The organism is Nissabacter archeti, from assembly GCF_018257325.1.
In the GTDB taxonomy this organism is placed as follows: domain Bacteria; phylum Pseudomonadota; class Gammaproteobacteria; order Enterobacterales; family Enterobacteriaceae; genus Chimaeribacter; species Chimaeribacter arupi.
Genome location: NZ_JAERKB010000004.1, coordinates 307,108 through 333,651, shown reverse-complemented (window position 1 = coordinate 333,651; position 26,544 = coordinate 307,108). Strand labels below are relative to the sequence as shown.

Below are 26,544 nucleotides of genomic sequence, written 5' to 3'. Positions count from 1 at the left end.
GGCGTATAGCAAGAAATATGTCCACCCCTCCGAGCGCTATATTGCCGTTCCTTGGTGGGATTCCACGGCATTTACCGTCTCAAAGGATTATGGACAAACCTGGCAAACCGCATCATTTGCCACAAATACTCACTCTGTAGAACCTGAGGGAAGAGGCTGGAATCCATCAAGAGAAAACAATCTCTCATTTACCGTGGTAAATGATCAGGGGTTTCTGCTGACCCGGCAGGGCAATCTTTATATGAGTTCAAAACCCTTTGATGACCCACGTGTCCAACCTGGAGAAGCGGGTATCGACTTTATTGATCAAGATGGCAACAAAGATACTCTATTACCCAGAGAGTCTGGCCCTAAGTGGGGGCTTTCCTATATTGCGCCCAAAGTTATTGATCAATTAACTGATTCTCTCCTGGCCAACTGGCAGGATTTGCCCACCCAGGTTCCCGAGGTCAAAAATTATCAAGGTTGGGATCATATGCAGTGTGACCCCAATAAAGGGCTGCAATGATGTGGCGGGTAATTGCTATGAAGGCAAAAGGAATGACGCTAATGATGCTGACCAGCTTATTTGTCCTGTCAGGCTGTACCCGCCCGCAGCAGCCACCGACGCAGGTTATCTATCGTTTCGATGATCACCGTTACCTTGAATTAACAGGGTGGTTTTGCGAAGGGGCGCTTCATTATGTCGATACAGCACGAGGTATTCGCTCTGAAATTACCAGCCAGTTTTATCGGGCTTTTGCGGATAAATATATTCATCCCTCAGAACGCTATATTGCTATTCCCTCATGGGATTCCAGCGCTTTCATTGTGTCCAAAGACTTTGGAAAAACTTGGAAAATTGCACCATTTGCCACAAATACTCACTCTGTAGAACCTGAGGGAAGAGGCTGGAGTCCAAAAAGAGAAAATATGCTGTCATTTACCGTGGTAAATGATCAGGGCTTTTTACTGACGCGGCAGGGCAATCTCTATATGAGTTCAAAACCCTTTGATGACCCACGTGTCATGCCGGGCGGGGCGGGAATTGATTATTTAGATGTGGATGGTGATCCACACCACCTGCGCCCCGGTTCGGCCGGGCCAGCCTGGGGGCTGGAGTATCTTGCGCCGAAAAATATTGAATATATTACTGCCTCTGAACTGACAAACTGGCAGGATTTACCTACCCAGGTTCCCGAGGTCAAGAACTATAAAGGTTGGGATCATATGCAGTGTGACCCCAACAAAGGGCTGCAATGATGTGGCGGGTAATTGCGGTGAAGGCAAAAGGAATGACGCTAATGATGCTGACCAGCTTATTTGCCCTGTCAGGCTGTACCCGCCCGCAGCAGCCACCGACGCAGATTATCTATCGCTTCGATGACCACCGTTACCTTGAATTAACAGGGTGGTTTTGCGAAGGGGCGCTTCATTATGTCGATACAGCACGAGGTATTCGCTCTGAAATTACTAGCCAATTTTACCAGGCGTATAGCAAGAAATATGTCCACCCCTCCGAGCGCTATATTGCCGTTCCTTGGTGGGATTCCACGGCATTTACCGTCTCAAAGGATTATGGCAAAACCTGGCAAACCGCATCATTTGCCACAAATACTTACTCCGTGGAACCTGAGGGAAGAGGCTGGAGTCCAAAAAGAGAAAATATGCTGTCATTTACCGTGGTAAATGATCAGGGCTTTTTACTGACGCGGCAGGGCAATCTCTATATGAGTTCAAAACCCTTTGATGACCCACGTGTCATGCCGGGCGGGGCGGGAATTGATTATTTAGATGTGGATGGTGATCCACACCACCTGCGCCCCGGTTCGGCCGGGCCAGCCTGGGGGCTGGAGTATCTTGCGCCGAAAAATATTGAATATATTACTGCCTCTGAACTGACAAACTGGCAGGATTTACCTACCCAGGTTCCCGAGGTCAAGAACTATAAAGGTTGGGATCATATGCAGTGTGACCCCAATAAAGGGCTGCAATGATGTGGCGGGTAAGGGTAACCCTTACCCCATAGCCCGCTGATACTGGCCGGGCGTGACGCCCATAAACCGCCGGAACCAACGGGTAAAATGGGCCTGATCGGCAAACCCGGCCTGTAGCCCCGCCTCGCTGAGTGAACAGTGCCGGCGGAGCAACCGCATGGCATACCTGATGCGCGCCTGCCGCTGATAGGCGTGGGGCGTCATGCCGTAGAGGCGTTCAAACGCACGGAACAACCGGTATTGCGGCAAGCCCGCTTCTGTCGCCAGATCAATCAGGCTCACTGAGTCTTCAAGGTGCTCATCCAGATAGTCCCGTACCCGCCGCACGGCCGCCATCTCTGCGCCCGGCGGCGGTGCGCTGCGGCGTTGGGTGACGTGGCGCGCCAGCAATTTGTCCGCGAAACTGAGGTAAGCCTGATCGCGGAACAGGTGGGAACCGTTGATTTCTGAACAGTGATGAAGGGCGTGCAGGCAGGCGGCGACGTCCGGGTCACGGATAATCGGCCCGGCCAGCGCGGCAGCGGGCGCAGCGGCGCGCTCCCTGACTAATTGCCGCAGGTGGGCCATATCCACGTAAAGCGTGCGTAACCGCCAGCCCGCTTCATCAGTGGCCCAGCCCGCGTGGGGTTCATCGGCATCAATGGCATAGAGATCACCCTGACGCGCTGTGAATTCGTTGCCCCGCATCCGGATGCGGATACTGCCTGCGGTCAGCAGCGCAAAACAGGCGGTTTCATGGGTATGCACGTCATAGGCGTAATCCACAAACCGCCCGCGAATCAGCTCCGCCTGCAACGCCGGCGCACGCCAGATGGTGATATCTGTTCCGGTCTCTGACATCCGATACACCCCAGTCTGTAGGATTCTCTGCAATAGCGTTCAAGACGCCCCCTCCCCTTTTTAGCATAGTGATTCCCGACATGACACAACCTGTTAACCACATCACAACGTTAACCGTAGGCAGCAAGTAAGGGGAAAAAATGAACGAACAGGCACAATCCATCAAGCTGGAGCGCTGCGTCATCGTGCTGGATGAACAATTGCCCGCCGGACGGGCAGCCAACGCGGCCGCAGTGATCGCCTTGACCGTCGGGCAGCGCCATCCTGAATTAGTCGGGCTGCCGCTGACCGATGCGTCCGGCCACGCCCACCCAGGGTTAATCCCGATTGGGATTGCGGTGCTCTCGGCCACTGCGGAAGAACTGGGGGCAATCCACCGGCAGGCCACCGCCTCAGCAGAGGTGGATGTGGTGGACTTCCCGATTCAGGGGCAAATGACCACGAATTATGGGGAGTTTATGGCCGTGATGGCGCAGATCCCGGCTGATGAACTGCGGTACCTTGGCCTGGCGCTGGTGGGCGAAAAAAAGAGCATCGCCAGACTGGTGTCGAAAAAGAAACTGTTCAGCTAAGCCGCCGCACCCATAAAAACGCCCTCATCTGAGGGCGTTTTTCACATCATCCGGCCGTACAAGGCAGGGGTTATGCCGATCAGTGCTGGGTTTTGAACACCGCTACCGTCTGGCGCAACACATCGGACTGCTCCTCCAGTGAACCGGCCGCCGCCGCGACCTGCTCCACCAGCGCGGCGTTCTGCTGCGAGACTTCATCCATCTGTGTCACCGCGATATTCACCTGATTGATGCCGTGGCTCTGCTCCTGCGTCGAGACCGCGATTTCGCTCATGATCTGGGTCACGTTCTGGATGGCGGTGCCGATACGCTGCATACTTTCGCCCGCTTTCGCCACCAGTTTGCTGCCGGCGTGTACCCGCTCATCGGAGACTTCAATCAGCGCGCGGATATCTTTGGACGCAGACGCAGAACGCTGGGCCAGGTTGCGCACCTCGGCCGCCACCACGGCAAAGCCGCGCCCCTCTTCTCCGGCACGTGCCGCTTCTACCGCGGCGTTCAGCGCCAGGATGTTGGTCTGGAACGCGATGCTCTCAATGATGCTGATGATGCTGGCAATGCGTTCTGAGCCTTCCTCGATACCGGCCATGGTATCGATCACTTCTGTCACAATCCCGTTGCCCTCAGAGACGATGCTGCGCGCCTCTTTCGCCAGCCCGTTCACCTGTTCGGCGTGATCGGAGGTCTGTTTCACGGTGATGGTCAGCTGCTCCATACTGGCGGCGGTTTCCCCGAGTGAGGAGGCCTGCTCCTCGGTACGGGCGGAGAGGTCCATATTGCCGGACGCAATCTCTTTGGCGGCGTGCGCCACGGCGTCACTGGAGTCACGCACCCGGCCAATGGTTTCAGAGAGCGAACGGCGCATGGTTTCCAGCGCGCCCATCATCTCGCCAATCTCATCACGATGGGCGGAGAGAATCGGCGTCTGCAACTGGCCCTGCGCAATCTCTTCGCAATGTACCCGTGCCTCTTCAATCGCGTTCAGCAGGCGTTTTTTCAGCAGCACCACAATTGCGCCCATCGTCAGCAGGAACAGGGCAGTAAAGATGATAAGCAGCGTCAGGCTGAGGCGGAAGTTGGATTGCGCGGTCTCATTCAGTGAACGTGCATAGCTTTCGCGGTAAGAGAGCAGCTCATCCAGGGAGATTTCGAACTGGCGATCCAGCTGCGGCACCTGGGAGGTGATCATCTGCTCAAACCGGGCACGGTCGCCCTGTTGGGCCACGGCCATCAACGGCTTCAGGGCGTTGTCGTGGTAATCCTGCCAGCGCTGGTTAAAGTTGTCGGCCAACGGGGCCTCTTTATCGAGTTTTGGCCAGGCCATATAGCCGGAGAAAGATTTTTCCGCCAGGCCCATCACCCGCTGCGCGTTTTTCAGGGAGTCGGCCGCCGCGTCTTCTTTGCCCTGCTCACGGTACGCGATGTACTGGGAGAGGTGCACCCGCAGGGTACGGCTGTGGTTAATGGTATCCACAATGGAAAGCACCACGCGGATTTCACGGTTAACATCATTCAAAGAAGCATTGCTGCGCTGAAGGTAATAGCTGCTGAGGGCAATGCTGGTAATAAAAAGCAACGACAGGAATGCCAGGACAAGCAAGGTAAAACGGCGAATTGACATAGTGCTAACCTAAATAAGTCGCTGAGAGGGGAGAAATGTGAACATTAGATGACACGCCAGTATTAACGGCCGCAGCAGGGAAAAACTTGAGGGGAGTGATCAAAAAGCCAGCGGAAGGGAAAGTTTACGGGGCATGGGTTGCCGGCCGCCTCCCCCAATCTCGCTCAACCCCGCTTTTCCCCCGGATAAATCCCGTCAGGTTTGCTCTTTTTTTGAGCAGATAAACTTATGGATAGCTTTGCGCCGGCCTGTGATGCAGTTCAAATTTTCTGTATCAACTTTCCATCAATGAGGCCGGCGGGCAGCAAAAGGGCGCTTTATTTGCCGCTTCGCTTACAAAATGTTTAGTGAGGGCAATCAGGTTGTTGCAGGGCGTGCAGGCAATAATTTCCGGTGGCTTATTCTTTGTCAGAAATAATAAACATTATTTACATCATAGGAATTATTTATATTAGCTTTTCATAAAATTAAAAGTAATGATAATTACATAAATTCTTAATTTCCCGCCTGCGCGGGTTTTTTATTGATCGTTAAAAAAGCCGACGTTACACTGAAAAAAATTCTGCATGAAGGCATGGCTATGCTGAACACCTTTAAACGCTACCTGTCTGTTGGGGTGCTGAATACCTTAATTCATTGGGTCGTCTTTCTGGCGCTGGTCTATCTGATGGGCACCAACCAGTCCTTTTCCAATCTGATGGCGTTTTGTGTCGCCACCACCTTTGGCTTTTTTGCCAATGCGAAATGGACATTTAATAAAGAGTATTCTCTCTACCGTTATTTTATCTATGTGTCATTTTTGGGGCTGATGGCGGTGCTGTTTGGCCGGGCCGCAGATTTACTCTCCCTGCCGCCCTTGATCACCACGGTGTCATTTTCTTTGTTTAGCCTGGTGATTGGTTTTCTTTATTCTAACTTCATTGTCTTTAAGGACAGCAAAAGATGAAAATCTCCCTGGTGGTGCCGGTTTACAATGAAGAAGACGCGATCCCTGTTTTTTACCGCACCGTCAGGGGCTATCAGGCATTATCGGATTATGATATCGAGATTATTTTTATTAACGACGGCAGCCGTGATAAGACCGCGGAAATTATTCAAACATTGGAAGATCAGGACCCGCTGGTCACCGTGGTGAATTTTTCCCGCAATTTCGGCAAGGAGCCGGCGCTGTTTGCCGGGCTGGAGTACGCCACCGGTGACGCAGTCATCCCGATAGATGTTGACCTGCAAGACCCGATCGACGTGGTGCCGCAACTGATTGACCAGTGGCAGCAAGGGGCGGACATCGTGCTGGCCAAGCGTAAAGACCGCTCGTCAGACAGCCGCCTGAAGCGCCAGTCCGCCGGCATCTTTTACCGGCTGCATAACATGATCAGCCGCCCGAAAATTGAGGAAAATGTCGGGGATTTCCGGCTGATCTCCCGCGAGTTTGTTGAAAAAATCATTCAGTTGCCGGAACGGAACCTGTTTATGAAGGGCATCCTGAGCTGGGTGGGCGGCAACATCGCCATTGTGGAGTACACACGCGATAAACGGGTGGCAGGCAACAGCAAATTCAATGGCTGGAAGCTGTGGAACCTGGCGCTGGAAGGGTTTACCTCCTTCTCTACCGTGCCGCTGCGCATCTGGACTTACCTCGGGTTCGCCATCTCATTGCTCTCCTTTGCTTACGGTGCCTACATGGTCATCGACAAACTGGTATGGGGAAATGAGGTGAAAGGCTATCCCTCGCTGCTGGCGTCGGTGCTGTTCCTCGGTGGTGTACAACTGATTGGCATTGGGGTGCTGGGCGAATACATCGGCCGCATCTATATCGAATCCAAAGGCCGGCCGCGTTATATCGTCAAAGGCAGCCGACCCAAAAGCAATGTGATTCAACGCGATTTTGCCCGGAAAAACCGGCTTAACCCAGGTGACGCCGTCGCCCGAAACAGGAGGGAACCTTGAAAAATACTGTGATTTATCTTCCCCTGATGACGATTGGCGTCTGCATGGCGCTGGCCGGTATGGGGGCCAACTCATTCTGGGTTGATGAAATTTTCACGATGGAGTCGGTGACCAGCGGCTTCAGGAATCTCTACGTCAATTACCTGCTTAATGACGTCCACCCGTTCCTCTATAACACCCTGCTGTTTTTCTGGGTGAAAGCGTTCGGCATCAGTGAAACGGCCGCCCGCTCGCTGAGTTTTGCCTTTTCTGTCGCCACCGCGCTGTATGTCTATTTCCGTGGGCGCCAGCTTTTCAGCCAGGGGGTGATTACCCTCTACCTGCTGCTGTTCCTGACCAGTTTCGGTTTTATCCATTTTGCCCAGGAGGCGCGCTCCTATTCCCTGCTGGTGCTGCTTTCCACTATCCAGACGTTCGAATTTATCGCCTTTTTACGCGGCAACCAGAATAAAGCGGCGTTTTATCTGGCGTCGGTGCTGGTCTCCTGGACGCACATCATTGGGCTGTTTCTCACGGCGGCCTTTCTGCTGACGCTGTTTATCTCACGCCCGCAACGGCTGCGGATGTTTATTGAATTTACGCTGCTGATGCTGGTGAGCGTCTCACATTTTATTGTGATTTTTATGGTTTCCGGGTTTGGCGGCAAAAACTCCTGGGTGCAGGCAGTCAGCCCGGTGCACCAGATCTATAACGCCATCCATATCGCGTTCCCGGTGGCTAACCTGCCGAAAATGGTGGTGGGCGGCGGCATGGGCAGCCTGCTGGTGGCGCTGGTGTTCGCGCTGGTTTGCGCCTGGCCGTTTATCCGCCGCCCGCGCCACCCGGAGTTCGCGACCCCGCGTGATTACCTGCTGAGCCTGATTGTGCCGCTGGTGGCGTTTATTGCCTTGTCATGGCTGATTTCGCTCTATAAGCCGATCCAGCTCGACCGGACCATGTACATCTGCGCCCCGCTGGCGATTTTAATTGTGGCGCTGTTCCTGCAAGAGATAAAAACCGCCGGGGCGGTGGCAGCCTCACTGCTGGCGGTGGTTTCCCTGGCGTCCTCTTACAAGAACGCCTATTCCGAAAACCTGAATTACCTCAGCGGAAAAGAGAGTTATGACGAAAGCACGCTTTATATGGTGGCGGCCTGTAATGCCGGTTATTCGGTAGGGTATCTGTCGATTGAGTACCCGCACTGGAAATATAACGACTTCTACCGGCAGAAATATGCGCCTTACATGCTGAATGCGCGCTGCAAGGGGTTGACGACTTTACTGAACCCGCAAAAAGAACAGCCTGATCTGGTTCAGTTTAATCATCCGTCGCGTGTGGCCATTGATATGGCGCGGCCGTTACTGGCAGCCGGTTATAAATTTATCGACCTGCCGGATAATGAACGGAAATATAACCTGAATATTTTGGTTTCCCCGCGTTATGTGCAGGAAACCGGCGTGAAAATCCGTGACGTGCCCTTTAAGTCATAATGAATAATCAACGTGCGCCCCGGCTCAATATCGCTGGGGCGTTTTTTTTGCCTGAGAAAACCCCGCGTTATTCCCCCTTCCCGGTAAAGCTATTTATCTGCTAAGCATTGCGTTTATTACACTAAGCACAGGCTTTACACTCTGCTACCCGGCTAATTACACTCGCGTTAATACACCCGATGCCGTAGCGCACGGCGCATCTTAATTAAACAGCAATGCGTTTATTGCAGCCGCACGGTAATGCGTCATCCGCATTGCCCTGCCCCCCTGCACCCTATTTTCGTGTCAGACACAAACAGCCGGGAGAATAATCATGGTTGATGCTGTAACACCTGCGCCGACACGCTGGGCGGAAGCGCCGTCAGCGGCGCGAATCCGCACCGCCGCGCAAGCCCTGGAGGCCGCGCACGCCGTGGCGGCATTGGCCGCACCCGGTGCCGTGGCGCGTGACCGTGACCGGGTTTACCCGCTTGAGGCGCTGGCGCTGTTCAGCCGCAGCGGGCTGGGGAGCATCACGATTGCCGCCGAATATGGCGGTGCCGGCCTGCCTTTCACCGTGCTGGCCGAGGTATTCCGGGTGATTTCAGCCGTGGACCCGGCGCTGGGGCAAATTCCACAAAACCATTTCGGCCTGATCCGGCTGATCGATGAACTGGCCCCGGTGGCGCTGAAACAGCAGATTTTCAGTGCGGTGGTGAACGGGCAGCGCATCGGCAATGGCGGACCGGAGAAGCACACCCGGCATACGCTGGAGATGCAGGCCCGCCTGCGCACCACCGGGCAGGGGTTGCGCCTGACCGGTGACAAGTTTTACTCCACCGGGGCGCTGTTTGCCCACATTGTGGCGGTCAAGGCGCTGGATGACGCCGGGCAACCGGTGCTGGCGCTGATCCCGCAACCGGCGGCGGGGCTGGAGATTATTGATGACTGGTCAGGCATGGGGCAACGCACGACCGCCAGCGGCAGTATGCGGCTGCGCGAGGTGGCAGTCGCCGATGACCACGTCGTGCCGCTGGCCCCATTGGCGCAACGGCCCAACATTCAGGGCGCGATTTCGCAGCTGATCCAGGCGGCGATAGATGCCGGTATTGCCCAGGGCGCACTGGACGAGGCGCACGCCTTTATCCGTGAGCGCTCGCGCCCGTGGGTGGATGCGCAGGCTGAACGCAACGCGGATGACCCTTACATTCTGGCGGATGTCGGGCGGCTCGATACCGAACTGGCGGCGGCCAATGCGCTGCTGCACTGGGCGGCGCGCACGCTGGATGACACCGATGCCCGGCCGGTCACGGCGGAGAGTGCCGCGCGCGCGTCGATTGCCGTGGCACAGGCCAAAGTGCTGACCACCGAGGTCGCCTTGCGGGCCAGTGAGAAATTGCTGGAATGGGGCGGCAGCCGCGCCACGCTGGCTGAATTCGGGCTGGACCGCCACTGGCGCAATGCGCGCACCCACACCCTGCATGATCCGGTGCGCTGGAAATACCACGCCATCGGCGCGTACACCCTGAACGGCCAGCTTCCGGCCCGCCACTCCTGGATCTGAACAAGGACATCACCATGACGACCCACATTACGCCGCCCCGCCCGGCGGCACGGATTACGTCTGCGGCGCAAGCACTGGAGGCGGCAAATGCGCTGGCGGTGCGTTTCGCCGCCGGGGCCGCCCGGCGTGACCGCGAGCGCCGGTTGCCGCGCGAGGAGCTGGCGGAACTGTTTGCCTCCGGGCTGGGCGGCATCACCGTGCCGGCAGCCTTTGGCGGCCCGGCCCTGCCGAACGCGGTGCTGGCGCAGGTGATTGCCCTGCTGAGCGAGGCGGACGGTTCGATAGGCCAGGTGCCGCAAAACCATTTTTATGCGTTGGAAGTGCTGCGGGTGAACGGCTCACCCCAACAGCAGGCGCGCCTGTATGCGGAAGTGCTGGCAGGGGCGCATTTTGGTAACGCGCTGGCGGAGTTCAGCTCGGCGGCGGCGCACCAGCGCCATACCCGCCTGGTGCGCAATGGGGCGCACTGGCAGGTGATTGGGAAGAAATTCTATGCCACCGGCGCACTGTACGCCGGGCGGGTGCCGACGGCCGCGCTGGGTGAGGACGGCAAAGAGCGGCTGGTGTTTCTGCCCGCTGACGCGCCGGGGTTAACCATTGTGGATGACTGGTCAGGTTTCGGCCAGCGTACCACCGGCAGCGGCACCGTCACCTTTGACGCCACCCCGGCAGATGAGCAGGACATCGTCCCGTTCCAGACGGCCTTTGAGCGCCCGACGCCGGTCGGCCCGCTGGCGCAATTGCTGCACGCCGCCATCGATCAGGGCATTGGCCGTGCCGCCTGGCGGGATATGCTGGACTTTGTGCGCAGCCGGTCGCGCCCCTGGATCGATTCCGGCGTGGAGAAAGCCAGTGATGACCCGCTGACGCTGGATCGCATCGGGCAGCTTACGGCGCGGTTACAGGCCGGTGAGGCGCTGCTGGAACTGGCCGGTGAGGCGGTGGATGTGGCCCAGCGCCACACTGACGCTGCCACGGTGGCGGAGGCGTCCATTGCCGTGGCGCGTGCGCGCGCCTGGACCACGGAAACCTCGCTGGCGGCCGGAAACCTGCTGTTTGAGCTGGCCGGCAGCCGCGCCACGCTGGCGGAGTTTAATTTCGACCGCCACTGGCGCAATGCCCGCACCCATACCCTGCATGACCCGGTGCGCTGGAAATACCCGGCGATCGGCAATTATGTGCTGAACGGCGTACTGCCGCCACGTCGGGGGACGATCTGATGGCCGGGAAAGAGGTGCTGCTCAACGCCTTCACCATGAATTGTGTCGGCCATATCCACCACGGCATGTGGACGCACCCCCACGACCACTCAGCTGATTTCAACCAGCTGAGTTACTGGACAGGCTTGGCGCAGCTGCTGGAGCAGGGGCTGTTCGACGGCATATTCATCGCCGACATCCTGGGCGTGTATGACGTCTACCAGAACGGCATCGGCCTGACCGCGCGGGAGGCGATCCAGTTGCCGGTTAACGACCCGCTGATGCTGGTGTCAGCGATGGCCGCCGTGACCCAACACCTGGGTTTTGGCCTGACCGCCAACCTCAGTTATGAAGCGCCCTACCCGTTTGCCCGCCGCCTGTCGACGCTCGATCACCTGACGAACGGCCGCATTGGCTGGAACATCGTGACCGGCTACCTCGACAGCGCCGCGCGGGCGATGGGTATGCAAACACAGGTGGCGCATGACCGCCGGTACGATCAGGCCGATGAGTTTCTGGAGGTGGGTTACAAACTCTGGGAAGGCAGTTGGGAAGATGGCGCGCTGGTGGCGGATAAAGCCCGGCGGCTGTACGCCGATCCGGCAAAAATTCACGCCATCCGTCATCAGGGTGAATTCTACCGCATGGAGGGTTATCACCTGACGTCGCCCTCGCCCCAGCGCACCCCGCTGCTGTTCCAGGCGGGCAGTTCGGCGCGCGGCCTCGCTTTCGCCGGTCGCCATGCTGAATGCACCTTTGTTACCGGCAGTACGCCGGAAGCGATGCGCAAACAGGTACACGCCCTGCGGCAGGCCGCGGTGGACGCCGGTCGCCCGGCCGATGCGCTGAAAGTCTTTATGGGCGTCGGGGTGATTGTCGCGCCCACCGCCGCCGAAGCGCAGGAGAAGTACCGCGACTACCTGCGCTACGCCAGCCCGGAAGCGGGTATCGCCCATTTTTCCAGCTCAACCGGTATCGATCTGGCGCGTTTCGGGCTGGATGAGCCGATTCAGGCCGGGCCGACGCAGGCGATTGAGTCCGTCACCAAAACCTACAGCGGCTGGACGCGCCGCCGCCTGCTGGAACAGCACGCGATGGGCAGCCGTTACCCGCTGCTGGTCGGTGACCCGTCGCAGGTCGCTGACCAGTTGCTGCGCTGGATGGATGAGGGGGAGATTGACGGCTTTAACCTGTCGCGCATCCTCAACCCCGGCAGCTATGAAGAGGTGATCCGCTGGCTGGTTCCGGAGCTGCAATCCCGCGGCCGCTATAAAACAGCTTACCGGCCCGGCACGCTGCGGCAAAAACTGTTCCGGCATGGCGATCGCCTGCCCGCCAGCCACCCGGCGGCCGCGTGGCGCACCCCGGCCAGTGGCTTCACCAGATAACACCGCCGGATAATACGGCGCTTTTACCTTTACTTTTTTCATAGGGAAACGAGATGACAACACCACGCTGGAAACACGCCCTCATGGGCAAAAGCCTGCTGCTGGCCGCGTTGATGGCCTTGTCCGGCACAGCCGCGGCAGCCGACGGCACGCTGAAAGTCGGCACCACTGCCGCCTTTTCGCCCCCGCTGGAGACGGCGGCGGATGAGGCACGCAAACAGGGGCTGAACGTCGAGATCATCGAATTCAGTGACTGGATCGCGCCGAATGTCAGCCTGGAGAACGGCGACATTGACGTTAACCTGTTCCAGCATCGCCCATTCCTGGCGAACGCCAATCAGGAGGGCGGTTTCCACCTGGTGGCCTACGCCCCGGCGATCATCAACCAGGTCGGGTTGTATTCGAAAAAACATGGTGCGATAGCTGACCTGCCGGACGGCGCAAAAGTGGCGATCCCCAACGACCCGATCAACGGCGGGCGCGGCCTGCTGCTGTTGCAGAAAGCCGGGCTTATCACCCTGAAACCGGGCGTCGGCATCAAGGCCACCACGGCGGACATCGTCACCAACCCGAAGCATATCGACATTATCGAGGTGGAGGCGGTGCAACTGGCCCGCACACTGGATGAAGTCGATCTGGCGGTGGGCTACCCGCACTACCTGCGGCTCTCCGGCGTCATCGACCCCAATAAAGCGCTGCTGTTCGATGGGCTGGAGCACCCGGAGTATGTCATCCAGTTTGTGGTGCGTGACGGCCACCAGAACGACCCGCGCCTGAAGCAGTTTGTGGCGATCTACCAGCATTCACCGGCAGTGCGCGCCAAACTGGACAGTTTCTACGGCAAACTTTACCAACCCGGCTGGAACCCATAATCATGAGCGTGATTGAGCTTCCCAACCCCGGCCGCACCGCCACGGCGGCCATTCCCTGGCACTCCCATGATGAGGTGCACCTGCATCTGGCCGGGGTCAGCAAAGTCTACCCCGGCCAGCAGGTGGCCGCACTTCAGGCGGTGGACCTGACCATCCGCCGCGGGGAGATTTTCGGCATCATCGGCCGCAGCGGGGCGGGAAAATCCACGCTGATCCGCACCCTGAACCGGCTTGAACGCCCCACCGGTGGCCATGTGGTGGTGGACGGTACCGACATCGGCACGCTGGATGAGGATCAGCTGGTGGCTTACCGCCGCCGCACCGGCATGATTTTCCAGCACTTTAATCTGCTCTCGGCGAAAACGGTGCGGCAAAACATTGAACTGCCCCTGCGCGTTGCCGGGGTTGAGGCCGGGGAACGGCGGCAGCGGGTCGATCGGCTGCTGGCGCTGGTCGGGCTGGAGGCGCGGCAGGACGCCTACCCGGCGCAGCTTTCCGGCGGCCAGAAACAGCGGGTCGGCATCGCACGGGCGCTGGTGCATGACCCGGCGCTGCTGCTGTGTGATGAGGCGACGTCGGCGCTCGACCCGGAAACCACCCGCGCGATCCTTGACCTGTTGCGGCAGATTAACCGCGAGATGGGGATTACGATCGTGCTGATTACCCATGAGATGGATGTGATCCACGATCTCTGCCACAGGGTGGCGGTGATTGAGCGCGGGCAGATTATCGAACAGGGGCCGGTGTGGGCGGTATACGGTAACCCGCAACAGCCCACTACCCGCAGCCTGCTGACGCCGGGGCATGACCGGCTGCCTGCCCGCTTCAGCGACCAACTGAGCGCGACCCCGGAGACACCGGGATCCTCGCTGCTGGTGCGGCTGCGTTACCACGGTGACGGTGTCACGCCTGATCTTAACCGGGTGCTGGCGGCGTTTGACGGCGCGGTCACGCTGGTGGAAAGCGCGCTGGAAGCGATTCAGGGGCGTGCAGTAGGCCATTTGCTGCTGACGGTAACCCCGGCGGGCGGCGTGCCGCTGCCGCGTTTTGATAACATTGCCGATCGTGTGGAGGTACTGGGTTATGTCACTGCTGCTTGACCGCCTGTGGGGCGGTTTTCTGGACACCTTACTGATGGTGGGTGTGTCGTCCCTGCTGGCGCTGCTGCTCGGGCTGCCGCTGGCGGTGGTGCTGGTAGTGAGCGATCGCAACGGCCTGTATGAGAATGTGTCGCTGAACCGGGTGCTCGGCGGCTTTGTGAATCTCTTTCGTTCGATTCCCTTTCTGATCCTGATGGTGGCGCTGATCCCCTTTACGCGGATGCTGGTCGGCACGTCGTATGGCGTCTGGGCGGCGGTCGTGCCGCTGACGGTGGCGGCGATGCCGTTTTTCGCCCGGATTGCTGAAGTCAGCTTACGCGAGGTCGATCACGGCCTGACGGAGGCCGCACAGGCGATGGGCTGCAAGCGTGGGCATATCATCCGCCATGTGCTGTTGCCGGAGGCGCTGCCGGGGATTGTCAGCGGGTTTACCATCACACTGGTCACCATGATCAATGCGTCTGCCATGGCCGGAGCGATTGGCGCAGGCGGGCTGGGCGACCTCGCCTACCGTTACGGCTACCAGCGTTTCGACACCCAGGTGATGCTGACGGTGATTGTGGCGCTGGTGGCGCTGGTCACGCTGCTGCAACTGGGCGGTGATCGCCTGGCGCGCCGTCTTAACCACCGCGCCTGACCGGCGCGGCAGGGGATTCTTCTGCGTTTTTCAGCTTCCGTTTCCCGGATTTGTTGTTTTACTTCCGGTCGGCAGTCGGGAATAGTGCCTGTACGGCATACCCCTCCCGTTTATCTTCATGCCGTGCAGAGAGTGAGGAGATCCCATGAACCCGTACTGCTTTGTTGAAACCACCCCTGACGATCCCTGTATCACGCCGTTAACCGACGCGCTGGCGGCTGAATGCCGGCTTCGCTACGGGACACATTTCGGTGACCGGGAATATGGCCCGGCCTCCCTCTATTGCGCGCCGCAGGGGAGTTTTCTGGTGCTGAAGCGCGGTGATGAGGCGCTCGGCATCGGGGCGTATTCCGCTTATGACCACGACACCGCGGCGCTCTCCCACCTCTGGACGCGGCAGGATCAGCGCCGGCAGGGCGTGGCGCTGTATATGGTGCAGGAGCTGGAGCGCCGCGCCCGGCTGGCGGGTTACAAACAGGCGTTCTTCACTACCGGTTACCGCCAGCCCGAAGCGGTCAGCCTCTGCCTGTCGCTGGGTTACACCCCGCTGTTTGACGTCAATGCCGATCCGGCGCGCTACAGCGAACCGCCCTACGACGGCCACCTCTCGTTTGTGAAATGGCTGGTGCCGCTGACGGCCGTGAAACCAGGGCGGGCCGGAAATGATGTGGTGTCGTTGCCTTGAGCCGGCAATCGACCATAAAAAACCCGGACATCCATGCCGGGTTTTAGGTTTCTTCACGCCGTATCAATTATTGCGCGAACTGCTCAATCAGCCGCGCGGCGGTGGCGGCGGAGGACGTCGGGTTCTGCCCGGTGATAAGCCTGCCGTCAGTCACCACGTAGGAACCCCAGTCTTCGCCTTTGGAGTAGATCCCCCCTTTGGCAATCAGTTCATCTTCCACCAGGAAAGGCACCACGTTGGTCAGCCCAACCGCCTCTTCTTCCGTATTGGTAAAACCGGTCACTTTCTTGCCTTCCACCAGCGGCTTGCCGTCCGGGGTTTTCACATGGCGCAGTACACCGGGAGCGTGGCAGACAAAGGCCACCGGCTTGTTGGCCGCCACAAAGGATTCAATCAGCGCGATGGAGTGGCTGTCTTCAGCCAGATCCCACAGCGGGCCGTGGCCGCCCGGATAAAAGACCGTGTCGAAATCCGCTGAGGATACGCTGTCAAGGCGCACGGTGGCAGCCAGTTGCGCGGTGGCCTCGGCATCGGCTTCAAAGCGGCGGGTCAGGTCGGTCTGGAACATCGGTTCATTGCTTTTTGGGTCCAGCGGCGGCTGGCCACCGGCCGGTGATGCCAGGGTGATGTGCGCCCCTGCCTCTTTGAAGGCGTAATACGGGGCAGCCAGTTCTTCCAGCCAGAAGCCGGTTTTACGGCCGGTGTTGCCAAGCTGGTCATGGGATGTCAGGACGATTAATACGTTCATGGTGTCTCTCCAGATGTCAGGGTTTAGGTTTGTCTAAAATAGACCGGTCGTCTTAAAATTGTCTCTAAAAAAACGCCGCGAAGGCGTTTTTCATCAGCCGGATACGGCGGCTGTTTTATTACTGCGGCGGCAAATTAAGCCACTGCCGGGTTGCTGACATCGCCGCATCAAACGGCTGCGTATTGCGCGAAATTTTGACCATCACGCTTGCGCCCAGCCAGAGCTGGTAGAGGCTCTGCGCCATCTCATCCGGGTTCCCTTCAGGATGAAGCGACCCATCACTTATGCCTGCTTTCATCACCTCAGCCATATGCCGGGTGATGGCCTCAGTGCCGCGCTGAAGCGACGTCCGCATCGCTTCTGATAAATCTGCCACTTCCGTCCCGAGTTTCACCGCCAGGCATTTGCCCTGGCACTCTTCGAACGACTGGTTATCCCGCCATTGCTGGAAATAAGCCAGCAGCCTTTGGGCAGCCGTGAGATCCTGCCGGGAAAACAGCGCATCCATGTCGGCAAGGTACTCTTCAAAGTAGTTATCCAGCAGGGCTTCGCCAAATGCCTCTTTGGAGCTGAAGTAGTTGTAAAACGAGCCTTTTGGCACAGAGGCTGCGGTCAGGATTTCATTCAGCCCGACGGCTGAAAACCCTTTGGCGGCCATGATGCGGTTTCCGGTTTCGAGGATCCGCTGTTGAGTGCCGGCTGTTTTGTGTGCTGTTGTCTTGTTCATGAACTAACCTTAGCCTTAATTAGACCAGTCGTCTACAAAAATCTCAGATTATTTTTACCCTGCCCTTCAGCCATAAAAAACCCCAGGCGCCAGGCCCGGGGTTGTTGTGCGTATCAGAGCGGGAATCAGTTATTAACCGGGATCACCGCGCCTTTGTATTTGGTGCGGATCCAGTCCTGAATCGGTTTGGAGTGCAGCACGGTCACCAGCGCTTTGATGTCCGGCTTATTCTCGTCGCCGCGATGCACGGTGATGATGTTGGCGTATGGGTTGTTCTCGCCGCTTTCAACCGCGATCGGGTCTTTCACCGGGTCGAGGCCGGCATCGATGGCGTAGTTGGCGTTGATCACCACCGCATCGCCTTCGTCATTGTTGTACATCTGCGGCAGCAGGGAGCCTTCCACGTTCGGCAGGAATTGCAGGTTTTTCGGGTTGTCCACGATGTCGCTGATACGTGCGTCAGTTTTGCTGACACCCGGTTTCAGTTTGATCACGCCTTCACGCTCGAAAATAGAGAGGATGCGCCCCTCTTCCGCCACGGCGTCACGCATGATGACTTTGCCTTTGTTCGGCAGGTCTTTCAGGCTTTTGTATTTTTTGGAGTAGATGCCGATAGGCTCGATGTGGATCGCGCCTGCGCTGACAAAATCATACTCTTTGTCGCCTTCGTGGTCTTTCAGCACGCTGTTCAGGTACGGCACATGCTGGAAATAGTTGGCGTCGATGTCACGGCTGGCCAGCGCGGTGTTCGGCAGGATGTAGTCCTGGAACGGTCTGATCTCGAGGTCGATACCCTGTTTCGCCAGAATCGGTTTGGCCTGCTCCAGGATTTCGGCGTGCGGCACGTTAGACGCGCCCACGGTCAGGGTGTCTGCCCACGCGGAGAGGCTCAGGGCGGAGAGCGTGGCCGCAGCCAACAGTGTCAGTGCTTTTTTCATGGTTATTATCCGTCTGTTAACGTTTATCGAGCAGGGAAGTGATCAGATCGCCCACCAACTGAATGATGAACACAATGATCAGAATCATCACGGTCGCCACCAGCGTGACGTCGTTATGGTTACGCTGGAATCCTTCCAGATACGCGAGGTTGCCGAGGCCGCCTGCGCCAATCACCCCGGCCATCGCGCTGTAGCTGACCAGCGCGATCAGCGTCACGGTAATCCCGGAGACCAGCGCCGGGGAAGACTCCGGCAACAGCACGCGGAAAATCAGGGTGCTGACGCGCGCGCCCATCGAGCGCGACGCCTCAATCACCCCTTTGTCCACTTCACGCAGGCCGATTTCCACCAGCCGGGCATAGAACGGGGCGGCACCCACAATCAGTGCCGGCAGCGCAGCGTTGGCACCGAGGATGGTGCCGATCAGCGTTTTGGTGAACGGGATCAGCAACACAATCAAAATGATGAACGGGATGGAGCGGAACACGTTCACCACCACCGAGATCACCGAATAGAGCGGCTTATTCTGGAACAGGCCGCCGCGCGCGGTTAAAAACAGCGCCAGACCCAGCGCAATGCCCAATACGAAAGTGGCAATGCCGGACAACGAGGTCATGTAGAGCGTTTCCAGCGTGGCGTCCCAGAGTTTATCCACCTTCAGGTGCGGGAACAGGGAGGCGATCATTGGACTACCTCGGTTGCGATGTCGTGGTGTTGCAGGTCGTGCAAAATTTTCTCCAGCAGGTCTGGGGTGGCATTGAGGTGCAGCCAGAGTTCGCCAAACGCGCCGTTGGCGGTCTGGGTCATCTTGCCGTGCAGAATGTTGAACGGGAGCTGGTAGCGCAGAGCGAGTTCAGACACCACCGGCTGGTGGGCATTGGTGCCGGTAAAGGTCAGTTTCAGCACGCTGCCGCCCAGGGCTTTCACCAGTTGCGGGTCGAATGCCTCTTCCGTCTGCTGGTATTGGTTAACCTGGTTGACGAACTGGCGGGTAATCGGCTGTTGTGGGTGGGTGAACACCTGGATCACCTCGCCCTCTTCCACCACCCGGCCATTTTCCATCACCGCGACACGGTGGCAGATTTTGCGTACCACATGCATCTCGTGGGTGATCAGGACGATGGTGAGGTTAAGCTTGCGGTTGATGTCCAACAGCAATTCAAGGATGGCGTCCGTGGTTTGCGGGTCAAGCGCCGAGGTGGCTTCGTCACACAGCAGCACATCGGGGTTATTGGCGAGCGCACGGGCAATGCCGACACGCTGTTTCTGGCCGCCGGAGAGCTGGGAAGGATAGGCATTCTCCCGCCCCTGCAAGCCCACCAGCGCCACCAGTTCTTTCACCCGTTGTTGGATGGCTGCTTTCGGCGTCCCGGCGATCTGCATCGAAAAAGCGATGTTCTCGCTGACGGTACGCGACCAGAGGAGATTGAAGTGCTGGAACACCATGCTGATTTTCAGGCGCGCCCGGCGTAACTGTTCGCCGCTGGCCTGCGCAATATCCTGCCCGGCGACGTTCACCACACCGGAGGTCGGCTTTTCCAGCCCGTTCAACAGGCGGATCAGGGTACTTTTCCCGGCGCCGCTGTAACCAATAATGCCGTAAATCTGCCCGCGCTCAACGCTCAGGCTGACGTTATCCACCGCCACAATCGGCTGCTTATCGCCATTAAATATTTTCGACACGTTCGAAAGAACGATCATATCCCGTGGTTCCTTATCAATTGCCGCTATTTTCAGCAAGGTGCCGAATAAATAAACTGCCGCTGAGTGCTTTTATTTATAGATGAATAACTGGCATTCATAACATAAGTATCGCGTATGTTTGAGCATGCTAAAGAAAGCCTTTCACAAGCGAAAGTATTAAAACGCGATTGCTTATGGCTTTTTTTTCTAACCTTATATGTTTGCCGCCACACAGGGTAAGAAACCCTGAGGATGATGCAAAAACACGGGATTGACTGATAAAAAAGCGGCCGCCCAAAGGGCAGCCGTAATAACGGAGTGTCCGGAATGCCCGGCGCCCTGCCAGCTGTTTAAACGTGGCAGCAGGCTAAACAGAGCAGCCGGTTTACGGTGAGCGATTACGGGACAACGCCACTCTACCCAAAATAAGCGGTCGGGCGAACCAGGATATTTAGCTTAGGTTATGCGGAAAATGGCGTAGCGCTGCATTCCGGCCGCACGCCGGGCGAAGGTCAGGCCGGATCCCGCCCCTGCTCAGTAAACCGGCGGAAAACGTCCAGCGTTTCATCACTGACATGGTGTTCAATCCCCTCCGCATCGCGGCGGGCGGTTTCCGGGCTGATGCCCAGCGCCAGCAGAAAAGATTCCACAATCTGGTGGCGGATGCGGCTCTCGACCGCCAATTTTTCACCTTCCGGCGTCAGGAAGACCCCCCGGTAAGGCATCTGTACCACCAGGCCGGCCACTGCCAGCCGTTTCAGCATCTTAGCGACGGTAGGCTGTGACACACCAAGGCGGGCGGCGAGATCCACCTGCCGCGCTTCGCCAAACTCCCCGATCAGATCGGAAATCAGCTCGACATAGTCGTCGATAAGCTCGCGGCGATGGGCCTCGCGTACCTGTAGAAATCCCTGCACATGTTCTTCGACACCCAATAATGGGTTACTGCCGGACGGGTTGGTGTTGTCGTTCTGGGCCATCAACTTTCCTCATTTTTCCTGACCAATCCCCGGCATTTCACCCCGGTATCAGCATACTAACGGTGCCTATTGTAAACCATGCGCGCCTCATGACAAATTTCCTGCTGTTTTGCTTTTGCTATAAAATATAGCCTGTGCTATACCTGTTTAATAATCGATCTGATGCGGCCTGCCGCCGGATCGACCCGATGACGTAATAAGGGGGAAACAATGGCACGATTCAGGCAACTGCTGAGGTTATATGGCCGCTCACCGTTTACGCTGCGGCTGATGCTGGTGAGCATGGTCGTGGCGCTGTTCAGCGGCGCGGCGCAGGCTGAGGGCGGGCCGGAAAAAAAGTTCCGCGTCCTGACCACCTTCACCGTGATTCAGGACATCGCGCAAAATGTGGCCGGCGACGCCGCGGTAGTGGAGTCGATCACCCGCCCCGGCGCTGAGATCCATGACTACCAGCCGACGCCGCGTGACATTGTGAAAACCCAGTCTGCCGATCTGGTGCTGTGGAACGGGCTGAACCTGGAGCGCTGGTTTGGCCGCTTTTTTGAGAATGTACGCGATGTGCCGTCGGTGGTGATTACCCAGGGCATCACGCCGATGCCGATCCGCGACGGCCCTTACCGCAATAACCCGAACCCCCATGCCTGGATGTCCCCGCAGAACGCGCTGATCTACATCGAAAATATCCGCGACGCCCTGGTAAAATATGACCCCGCCCATGCTGACACCTACAACCGCAACGCCCGCGCGTATGCGGAGAAAATCAGCGCCCTGGATGCGCCGCTGCGCGCCCGCCTTAATAAGATCCCCCCGGCGCAGCGCTGGCTGGTGACCAGCGAAGGCGCGTTCAGCTATCTGGCGCATGATTATGGGCTGAACGAACTCTACCTCTGGCCGATTAATGCCGACCAGCAAGGCACGCCGCAACAGGTGCGGCAGGTGATTGACCGGGTACGGGAACACCAGGTGCCGGTGGTGTTCAGCGAAAGCACCATCTCCGACAAACCGGCGCGCCAGGTCAGCAAAGAGACCGGCGCACGCTACGGCGGCGTGCTGTATGTCGATTCGCTCTCTGCCGCAGGCGGCCCGGTACCGACCTACCTCGATCTGCTCACTGTCACGGTTGACACCATTGCAAAGGGGTTTAACCAATGACATCGACCCATTCTCTGCCGCATCTGGCCGTGGAAGGCATGAGCGTCACCTACCGCAACGGCCATACCGCACTGGAGTCCGCCAGTTTCCGGCTGCACGGCGGGATGCTCTGTGCGCTGATTGGCGTCAACGGCAGCGGCAAATCCACGCTGTTCAAAAGCATTATGGGCATGGTGCGCCCTTCGGCCGGGCGTGTGACGCTCGACGGTGAGCCCATCAGCCGGGCGCTGAAACAAAACCGCATCGCCTACGTGCCGCAGTCGGAAGAAGTGGACTGGAACTTCCCGGTGCTGGTGCGGGATGTGGTGATGATGGGCCGCTACGGCCGGATGAACTTCCTGCGCATCGCTGCGAAAGAGGATCACCGGCAGGTGGATGAGGCGCTGGCGCGCGTCGGCCTGACGGACTTGCAGCACCGGCAGATTGGCGAGCTCTCCGGCGGGCAGAAAAAACGCGTCTTCCTGGCGCGGGCGCTGGCACAGCAAGGAAGGGTGCTGCTGCTGGATGAGCCGTTCACCGGCGTGGATGTGCAGACAGAGAATGCGATTGTCGATCTGCTGAAGGCGTTGCGCGCCGAGGGCCACCTGATCCTGGTGTCCACCCATAATCTGGCCAGTGTGCCGGCATTCTGTGACAGCGCGGTGCTGATTAACCGCACGGTGCTGGCCGCCGGGCCGCTGGCTGACACCTTTACCCGCGCCAACCTGGAACGGGCGTTCGGCGGGGTGCTGGCATCGCTGAACCTGCCGGAGGCAATGGCGGGAGGCGCGCCATGATCGAACTGCTGCTGTTGCCGCTGCGCTATGACTATATGCTCAAGGCGATCTGGGTCAGCGGCCTGGTCGGCGCCGCCTGTGCGTTTTTGTCTGCTTACCTGATGCTGAAAGGCTGGTCGCTGATGGGCGACGCGCTCTCGCACTCCGTGGTGCCGGGCGTCGCCGGGGCTTACGCCCTGGGGCTGCCTTATGCGGCGGGGGCGTTTCTCACCGGGATGCTGGCCGCCGTGGCGATGGCGCTGGTGCGCCACCTCACCCGCCTGCGTGAGGATGCGATCATCGGTTTTGTGTTTTCGACGTTCTTTGCGGCCGGGCTGCTGATCGTCTCCCTCAACCCCACGGCGGTGAACATCCAGTCGATTGTGTTCGGCAATATCCTCGGTATCGCCGATGAAGACGTGATGCAGGTGCAGATCATCATCGGCGTGACGCTGCTGGTGCTGCTCTGCCTGTGGAAAGATCTGCTGGTGGTATTTTTTGACGAAGGCCATGCGCGCACCCTTGGCCTGTCGCCGCTGCGGCTGAAGCTGATTTTCTTTACGCTGTTCAGTGCCTGCACGGTAGCGGCGCTGCAAACCGTGGGGGCGATTCTGGTGATCGCGATGGTGATTACGCCGGGCGCGACGGCCTACCTGCTCACTGACCGCTTCCCGCGCCTGCTGCTGCTGGCGGTGCTGATTGGCGCGCTGACCAGCGCCCTCGGGGCGTGGCTCAGTTTCTATCTGGACGGGGCGACCGGCGGCGTGATCGTGACGCTGCAAACCCTGCTGTTCCTGCTGGCCTTTCTGTTCGCCCCCAAACATGGGCTGCTGGGTGCCTGGCGGGCACGGCGTCACACACAGGAGAAAACCGGATGGAATGGCTGACGGAACCCCTGGCGTTTGCCTTTATGCAGCGCGCGCTGCTGGCCTCGGTGGCGGTCGGCATCGTCTGCGCCCTGCTCTCCTGCTTTCTGGTGCTGAAAGGCTGGTCACTGATGGGCGACGCCATCGCTCACGCGGTGTTGCCGGGCGTAGTGTTGGCCTGGCTGGCCGGGTTGCCGCTGGTCATCGGTGCATTCGGCTCCGGCATGGTGTGTGCACTGGCGACCGGTTACATCAAAGACCATTGCCGGGTCAAAGAAGATGCGGTAATGGGCATTGTCTTCTCCGGGATGTTTGCGGTCGGGCTGGTGATGTTCTCGCGCCTTGATACAGACCAGCACCTGACCCACCTGCTGTTCGGCAATGTGCTGGGCATCAGCCACCCGGAACTGGTGCAGACGCTGGTGATTGCGGTGCTGGTGACCGGCCTGGTGCTGCTCAAGCAGCGCGATCTGGTGCTGTTCTGCTTTGACCCGGCGCAGGCGCGAGTCAGCGGCCTGCCGGTGACGCTGCTGCATTACGGCCTGTTGGGGTTGCTGGCGCTGACTATCGTCGCCGCGTTGCAGGCGGTCGGCGTGATTCTGGTGATCGCCATGCTGATTACGCCCGGCATTACCGCCTTCCAGCTCTGCCGCCGCTTCCCGGCCATGCTCACTGTGGCGGTATTGGTTTCGGTGTTCGCCTGTGTCAGCGGCACTTACCTCAGCTTCTACATCGACGCCGCCACCGGCCCGGTGATTGTGCTGATTCAGGCCGGGATGTTTGTGCTGGCATATGTGGGGGGCAGAGTACGACGCCACAAAGCCGGCTGATTATTTACATTTACTGTGGTCATTGGGCTGCGAAACACCTCTCTTTCATTGCGCCTTAACACCTCTCCTTAGCCAAAAAACAATAATTCCTTACGGATTATCCGCATTTACCCATGAACTGCCTGAAGTTTGCTTAACTGTATAAGAGGTTATCGGGCGGATCGGGCGATCCGCCTGTTTGTGCAAACAGTCAGGAGGGAATGATCTTGCAAGACTCTTATCTTGATGCCACCGGGGTGGAAGGCAGTGATGAGCCGGTGATCCGCCGCTGGATTACTATCGGCCGCCCCGCAGCAGAGTTGCACCGGCTCTGGCGGCAGCCCGCGACCCTGCCGTTGGTGATGGGCCATTTTGCCGATATTGAGGTGCTGAGTGACACCGAATCCCGCTGGCGGGTGGAGGGGCCGTTAGGCAAAAAGTTTGACTGGCAGGTGCGGATTGTCGATGAGGCCGAAGGGCAGTTTATCCTCTGGCGGACGCTGGAAGGGGCCGATATGCCGAATGAAGGCCGCCTCAGCTTTGCCGCTGCGCCGGGCAACAAAGGCACAGAGCTGACGCTGGAAGTGCGGTTTGACCCACCGGGCGGCGCATTGGGCGAAAAGCTGACCTCGATGTTTGATCTGGTGCCCAAAGAAACCCTGGGCAAAGCCCTGCGCCGGTTTAAAAGCCTGGCGGAAACCGGTGAAATCCCGCTGCTGGCCCCGCTGCCGGCCGCCGGCGATCGCAAAGAAAAGGAGGCATGATGCGCGCACTCTGTTGGAATGGCGTCAACGACCTGCGGGTCGAAACCGTGAACGATCCCACCATCATCAACCCAAAAGATGCGATTGTCCGCGTCGGGCTGACCACCACCTGCGGCTCTGACCTGCACATCATTGATGGGTTGATCCCCAGCATGAAAGAGGGCGATGTGCTGGGCCATGAGTTTATGGGCGAGATTGTCGAGGTCGGCCGCGAGGTGAAAAAAGTCAAACCCGGTGACCGCGTGGTGGTGCCGTCCTTCATCGTCTGCGGTTCCTGCTGGTTCTGCCAGCAACAGCTCTACTCCTGCTGTGACAACTCCCACCCACACCCGGAGCTGGCGGAGCCGATCCTCGGCTACCCTACCGCCGGGATCTACGCCTACAGCCACGCGTTCGGCGGTTATGCCGGTTCCCACGCGCAATATGTGCGGGTGCCGTTTGCGGATAACGACTGCTTTGTGGTGCCGGAAAATGTCTCGGATGAGCAGGCACTGTTCCTGTCAGACGCGGCGCCCACCGGCTATATGGGTGCGGACTTCTGCAACATTCACCCCGGCGATATTGTTGCGGTATGGGGCTGTGGCGGCGTGGGGTTAATGGCGCAGCAAAGCGCCTACCTGATGGGCGCAGAGAAAGTGATCGCCATTGACCGTTTCCCGGAACGGCTGGCGCTGGCGCGTGACAAGATCGGCGCGATCCCGCTGGATTACACCAAAGTGGATATTCAGGAAGCCCTGCTGGAGCTGACCGGCGGCCGCGGCCCGGACAGTTGTATCGACGCTGTGGGCATGGAAGCCAAGGGCGAAGGGCTGACGCAGGTGTATGACCGCACCAAGCAGTTGCTGCACCTGGAAACCGATGTGGGTGCCGCGCTGCGCCAGGCGATGATGGCCTGCCGCAAAGGCGGGACGCTCTCGATCCTTGGGGTGTACGGCGTGATGGATAAATTCCCGCTCGGCCTGATGATGAACAAAGGGCTGACGGTGCGCACTGCGCAGCAGCATGGCCAGCGCTATATGCACCGCCTGCTGGATCACGTCTCGAAAGGCGAGCTGGACCCGGCATTTATGGTGACGCACCGCTTCTCCCTGGAGGATGCGCCGCTCGGCTACGACATGTTCAAGCATAAGACCGATGGCTGCCTGCGTGCGGTGTTTAAACCCTGATCCTTTTCCCCTGCCCTGCATGGGTAGGGGAAAGCGAATAATATAAGGATGCCGGCCAATAACATCGGGCGTGTTAAACATACTCTGCTGATGAAACAGCGGTTGAT

27 protein-coding genes and 1 pseudogene are annotated in these 26,544 nt (G+C 58.6%); 20 read left to right on the top strand and 8 right to left on the bottom strand.

Annotated elements, in window-relative coordinates:
* The 3 genes and pseudogenes from JK232_RS07600 to JK232_RS07590 all read left to right on the top strand — a co-directional run.
* Positions 1-508: pseudogene (locus tag JK232_RS07600) on the top strand (T6SS immunity protein Tli3 family protein); the annotation flags it as partial.
* A 17-nt stretch (positions 509-525) separates the two neighbouring features.
* Positions 526-1,242, top strand: a complete 717-nt coding sequence (locus tag JK232_RS07595; protein ID WP_212589007.1) for a T6SS immunity protein Tli3 family protein — start codon at positions 526-528, stop codon at positions 1,240-1,242.
* A 41-nt stretch (positions 1,243-1,283) separates the two neighbouring features.
* Entirely contained in the window at positions 1,284-1,976 is a 693-nt protein-coding gene (locus JK232_RS07590) for a T6SS immunity protein Tli3 family protein (protein ID WP_246538390.1), read from the top strand.
* 21 nt (positions 1,977-1,997) lie between these two features.
* Here JK232_RS07590 and JK232_RS07585 read toward each other — a convergent pair whose 3' ends face one another.
* Positions 1,998-2,816, bottom strand: a complete 819-nt coding sequence (locus JK232_RS07585; RefSeq protein ID WP_101836178.1) for a helix-turn-helix transcriptional regulator — start codon at positions 2,814-2,816, stop codon at positions 1,998-2,000.
* A gap of 140 nt (positions 2,817-2,956) precedes the next feature.
* Between JK232_RS07585 and JK232_RS07580 the strand changes: the two genes are divergently transcribed.
* Positions 2,957-3,388, top strand: coding sequence for a DUF2000 domain-containing protein (locus tag JK232_RS07580; protein WP_101828075.1), 432 nt, complete (start codon positions 2,957-2,959; stop codon positions 3,386-3,388).
* A 79-nt stretch (positions 3,389-3,467) separates the two neighbouring features.
* On the opposite strand, the gene JK232_RS07575 is transcribed toward JK232_RS07580, so the two are convergent.
* On the bottom strand, positions 3,468-5,009 hold the full coding sequence (locus JK232_RS07575) for a methyl-accepting chemotaxis protein (protein ID WP_072927994.1): 1,542 nt from the start codon (positions 5,007-5,009) through the stop codon (positions 3,468-3,470).
* 580 nt (positions 5,010-5,589) lie between these two features.
* Between JK232_RS07575 and JK232_RS07570 the strand changes: the two genes are divergently transcribed.
* The 10 genes from JK232_RS07570 to JK232_RS07525 all read left to right on the top strand — a co-directional run bounded on the left by JK232_RS07570 (position 5,590) and on the right by JK232_RS07525 (position 15,849).
* The gene (locus tag JK232_RS07570) at positions 5,590-5,955 is read left to right on the top strand and encodes a GtrA family protein (protein WP_072928318.1); all 366 of its coding nucleotides are present in this window, start codon (positions 5,590-5,592) and stop codon (positions 5,953-5,955) included.
* Positions 5,952-6,956, top strand: coding sequence for a glycosyltransferase family 2 protein (locus JK232_RS07565; protein WP_079205196.1), 1,005 nt, complete (start codon positions 5,952-5,954; stop codon positions 6,954-6,956). Before JK232_RS07570 ends, JK232_RS07565 begins: the two co-directional genes overlap by 4 nt.
* Positions 6,953-8,425, top strand: coding sequence for a glycosyltransferase family 39 protein (locus JK232_RS07560; protein ID WP_072927995.1), 1,473 nt, complete (start codon positions 6,953-6,955; stop codon positions 8,423-8,425). The genes JK232_RS07565 and JK232_RS07560 overlap by 4 nt, the downstream gene beginning before the upstream one ends.
* Positions 8,426-8,738: 313 nt before the next feature.
* Positions 8,739-9,968 (top strand): SfnB family sulfur acquisition oxidoreductase, encoded by a 1,230-nt coding sequence (locus JK232_RS07555; RefSeq protein ID WP_212589006.1) that lies wholly within the window; start codon positions 8,739-8,741, stop codon positions 9,966-9,968.
* Positions 9,969-9,982: 14 nt separating this feature from the next.
* On the top strand, positions 9,983-11,188 hold the full coding sequence (locus tag JK232_RS07550) for an SfnB family sulfur acquisition oxidoreductase (RefSeq protein WP_072927999.1): 1,206 nt from the start codon (positions 9,983-9,985) through the stop codon (positions 11,186-11,188).
* Entirely contained in the window at positions 11,188-12,555 is a 1,368-nt protein-coding gene (locus tag JK232_RS07545) for an LLM class flavin-dependent oxidoreductase (protein ID WP_072928001.1), read from the top strand. The genes JK232_RS07550 and JK232_RS07545 overlap by 1 nt, the downstream gene beginning before the upstream one ends.
* Before the next feature lie 83 nt (positions 12,556-12,638).
* Complete coding sequence (locus tag JK232_RS07540) at positions 12,639-13,427, top strand: MetQ/NlpA family ABC transporter substrate-binding protein (protein WP_072928002.1); 789 nt, start codon at positions 12,639-12,641, stop codon at positions 13,425-13,427.
* Positions 13,428-13,429: 2 nt separating this feature from the next.
* Positions 13,430-14,527 (top strand): methionine ABC transporter ATP-binding protein, encoded by a 1,098-nt coding sequence (locus JK232_RS07535; protein WP_212589005.1) that lies wholly within the window; start codon positions 13,430-13,432, stop codon positions 14,525-14,527.
* The gene (locus JK232_RS07530) at positions 14,511-15,164 is read left to right on the top strand and encodes a methionine ABC transporter permease (RefSeq protein WP_072928005.1); all 654 of its coding nucleotides are present in this window, start codon (positions 14,511-14,513) and stop codon (positions 15,162-15,164) included. Before JK232_RS07535 ends, JK232_RS07530 begins: the two co-directional genes overlap by 17 nt.
* A gap of 145 nt (positions 15,165-15,309) precedes the next feature.
* Positions 15,310-15,849, top strand: a complete 540-nt coding sequence (locus tag JK232_RS07525) for a GNAT family N-acetyltransferase (RefSeq protein ID WP_072928007.1) — start codon at positions 15,310-15,312, stop codon at positions 15,847-15,849.
* A gap of 67 nt (positions 15,850-15,916) precedes the next feature.
* Here the strand turns inward: JK232_RS07525 and JK232_RS07520 are convergent, their stop codons facing one another.
* The 6 genes from JK232_RS07520 to mntR form a co-directional block, all read right to left on the bottom strand.
* Positions 15,917-16,597 carry a type 1 glutamine amidotransferase domain-containing protein gene (locus JK232_RS07520; protein ID WP_212589004.1) on the bottom strand — a complete coding sequence of 227 codons (681 nt, stop codon included), beginning with the start codon at positions 16,595-16,597 and terminating at the stop codon, positions 15,917-15,919.
* 118 nt (positions 16,598-16,715) lie between these two features.
* Positions 16,716-17,324 (bottom strand): TetR/AcrR family transcriptional regulator, encoded by a 609-nt coding sequence (locus tag JK232_RS07515; protein WP_212589003.1) that lies wholly within the window; start codon positions 17,322-17,324, stop codon positions 16,716-16,718.
* A 125-nt stretch (positions 17,325-17,449) separates the two neighbouring features.
* On the bottom strand, positions 17,450-18,262 hold the full coding sequence (locus tag JK232_RS07510; RefSeq protein WP_101828080.1) for a MetQ/NlpA family ABC transporter substrate-binding protein: 813 nt from the start codon (positions 18,260-18,262) through the stop codon (positions 17,450-17,452).
* Between the two features lie 16 nt (positions 18,263-18,278).
* On the bottom strand, positions 18,279-18,947 hold the full coding sequence (locus JK232_RS07505; protein ID WP_072928016.1) for a methionine ABC transporter permease: 669 nt from the start codon (positions 18,945-18,947) through the stop codon (positions 18,279-18,281).
* Positions 18,944-19,963 (bottom strand): methionine ABC transporter ATP-binding protein, encoded by a 1,020-nt coding sequence (locus JK232_RS07500; protein WP_072928018.1) that lies wholly within the window; start codon positions 19,961-19,963, stop codon positions 18,944-18,946. The genes JK232_RS07505 and JK232_RS07500 overlap by 4 nt, the downstream gene beginning before the upstream one ends.
* Before the next feature lie 494 nt (positions 19,964-20,457).
* Positions 20,458-20,925: a manganese-binding transcriptional regulator MntR gene (mntR, locus tag JK232_RS07495; RefSeq protein WP_072928019.1), complete on the bottom strand. Its 468-nt coding sequence runs from the start codon at positions 20,923-20,925 to the stop codon at positions 20,458-20,460.
* Between the two features lie 210 nt (positions 20,926-21,135).
* On the opposite strand from mntR, the gene JK232_RS07490 reads away from it, so the two are divergent.
* The 6 genes from JK232_RS07490 to JK232_RS07465 all read left to right on the top strand — a co-directional run bounded on the left by JK232_RS07490 (position 21,136) and on the right by JK232_RS07465 (position 26,437).
* Positions 21,136-22,077 carry a metal ABC transporter substrate-binding protein gene (locus JK232_RS07490; RefSeq protein WP_212589001.1) on the top strand — a complete coding sequence of 314 codons (942 nt, stop codon included), beginning with the start codon at positions 21,136-21,138 and terminating at the stop codon, positions 22,075-22,077.
* A complete protein-coding gene (locus JK232_RS07485; RefSeq protein WP_072928023.1) occupies positions 22,074-22,853 on the top strand; it encodes an ATP-binding cassette domain-containing protein in 780 nt (259 codons plus the stop codon). Before JK232_RS07490 ends, JK232_RS07485 begins: the two co-directional genes overlap by 4 nt.
* Positions 22,850-23,719, top strand: coding sequence for a metal ABC transporter permease (locus JK232_RS07480; protein WP_101828081.1), 870 nt, complete (start codon positions 22,850-22,852; stop codon positions 23,717-23,719). Before JK232_RS07485 ends, JK232_RS07480 begins: the two co-directional genes overlap by 4 nt.
* Positions 23,707-24,528 (top strand): metal ABC transporter permease, encoded by an 822-nt coding sequence (locus JK232_RS07475; RefSeq protein WP_072928026.1) that lies wholly within the window; start codon positions 23,707-23,709, stop codon positions 24,526-24,528. The genes JK232_RS07480 and JK232_RS07475 overlap by 13 nt, the downstream gene beginning before the upstream one ends.
* 206 nt (positions 24,529-24,734) lie before the next feature.
* On the top strand, positions 24,735-25,271 hold the full coding sequence (locus tag JK232_RS07470) for an SRPBCC family protein (RefSeq protein WP_241506196.1): 537 nt from the start codon (positions 24,735-24,737) through the stop codon (positions 25,269-25,271).
* Positions 25,271-26,437 (top strand): zinc-dependent alcohol dehydrogenase, encoded by a 1,167-nt coding sequence (locus tag JK232_RS07465; RefSeq protein ID WP_072928030.1) that lies wholly within the window; start codon positions 25,271-25,273, stop codon positions 26,435-26,437. Before JK232_RS07470 ends, JK232_RS07465 begins: the two co-directional genes overlap by 1 nt.
* Positions 26,438-26,544 lie beyond the last annotated feature (107 nt).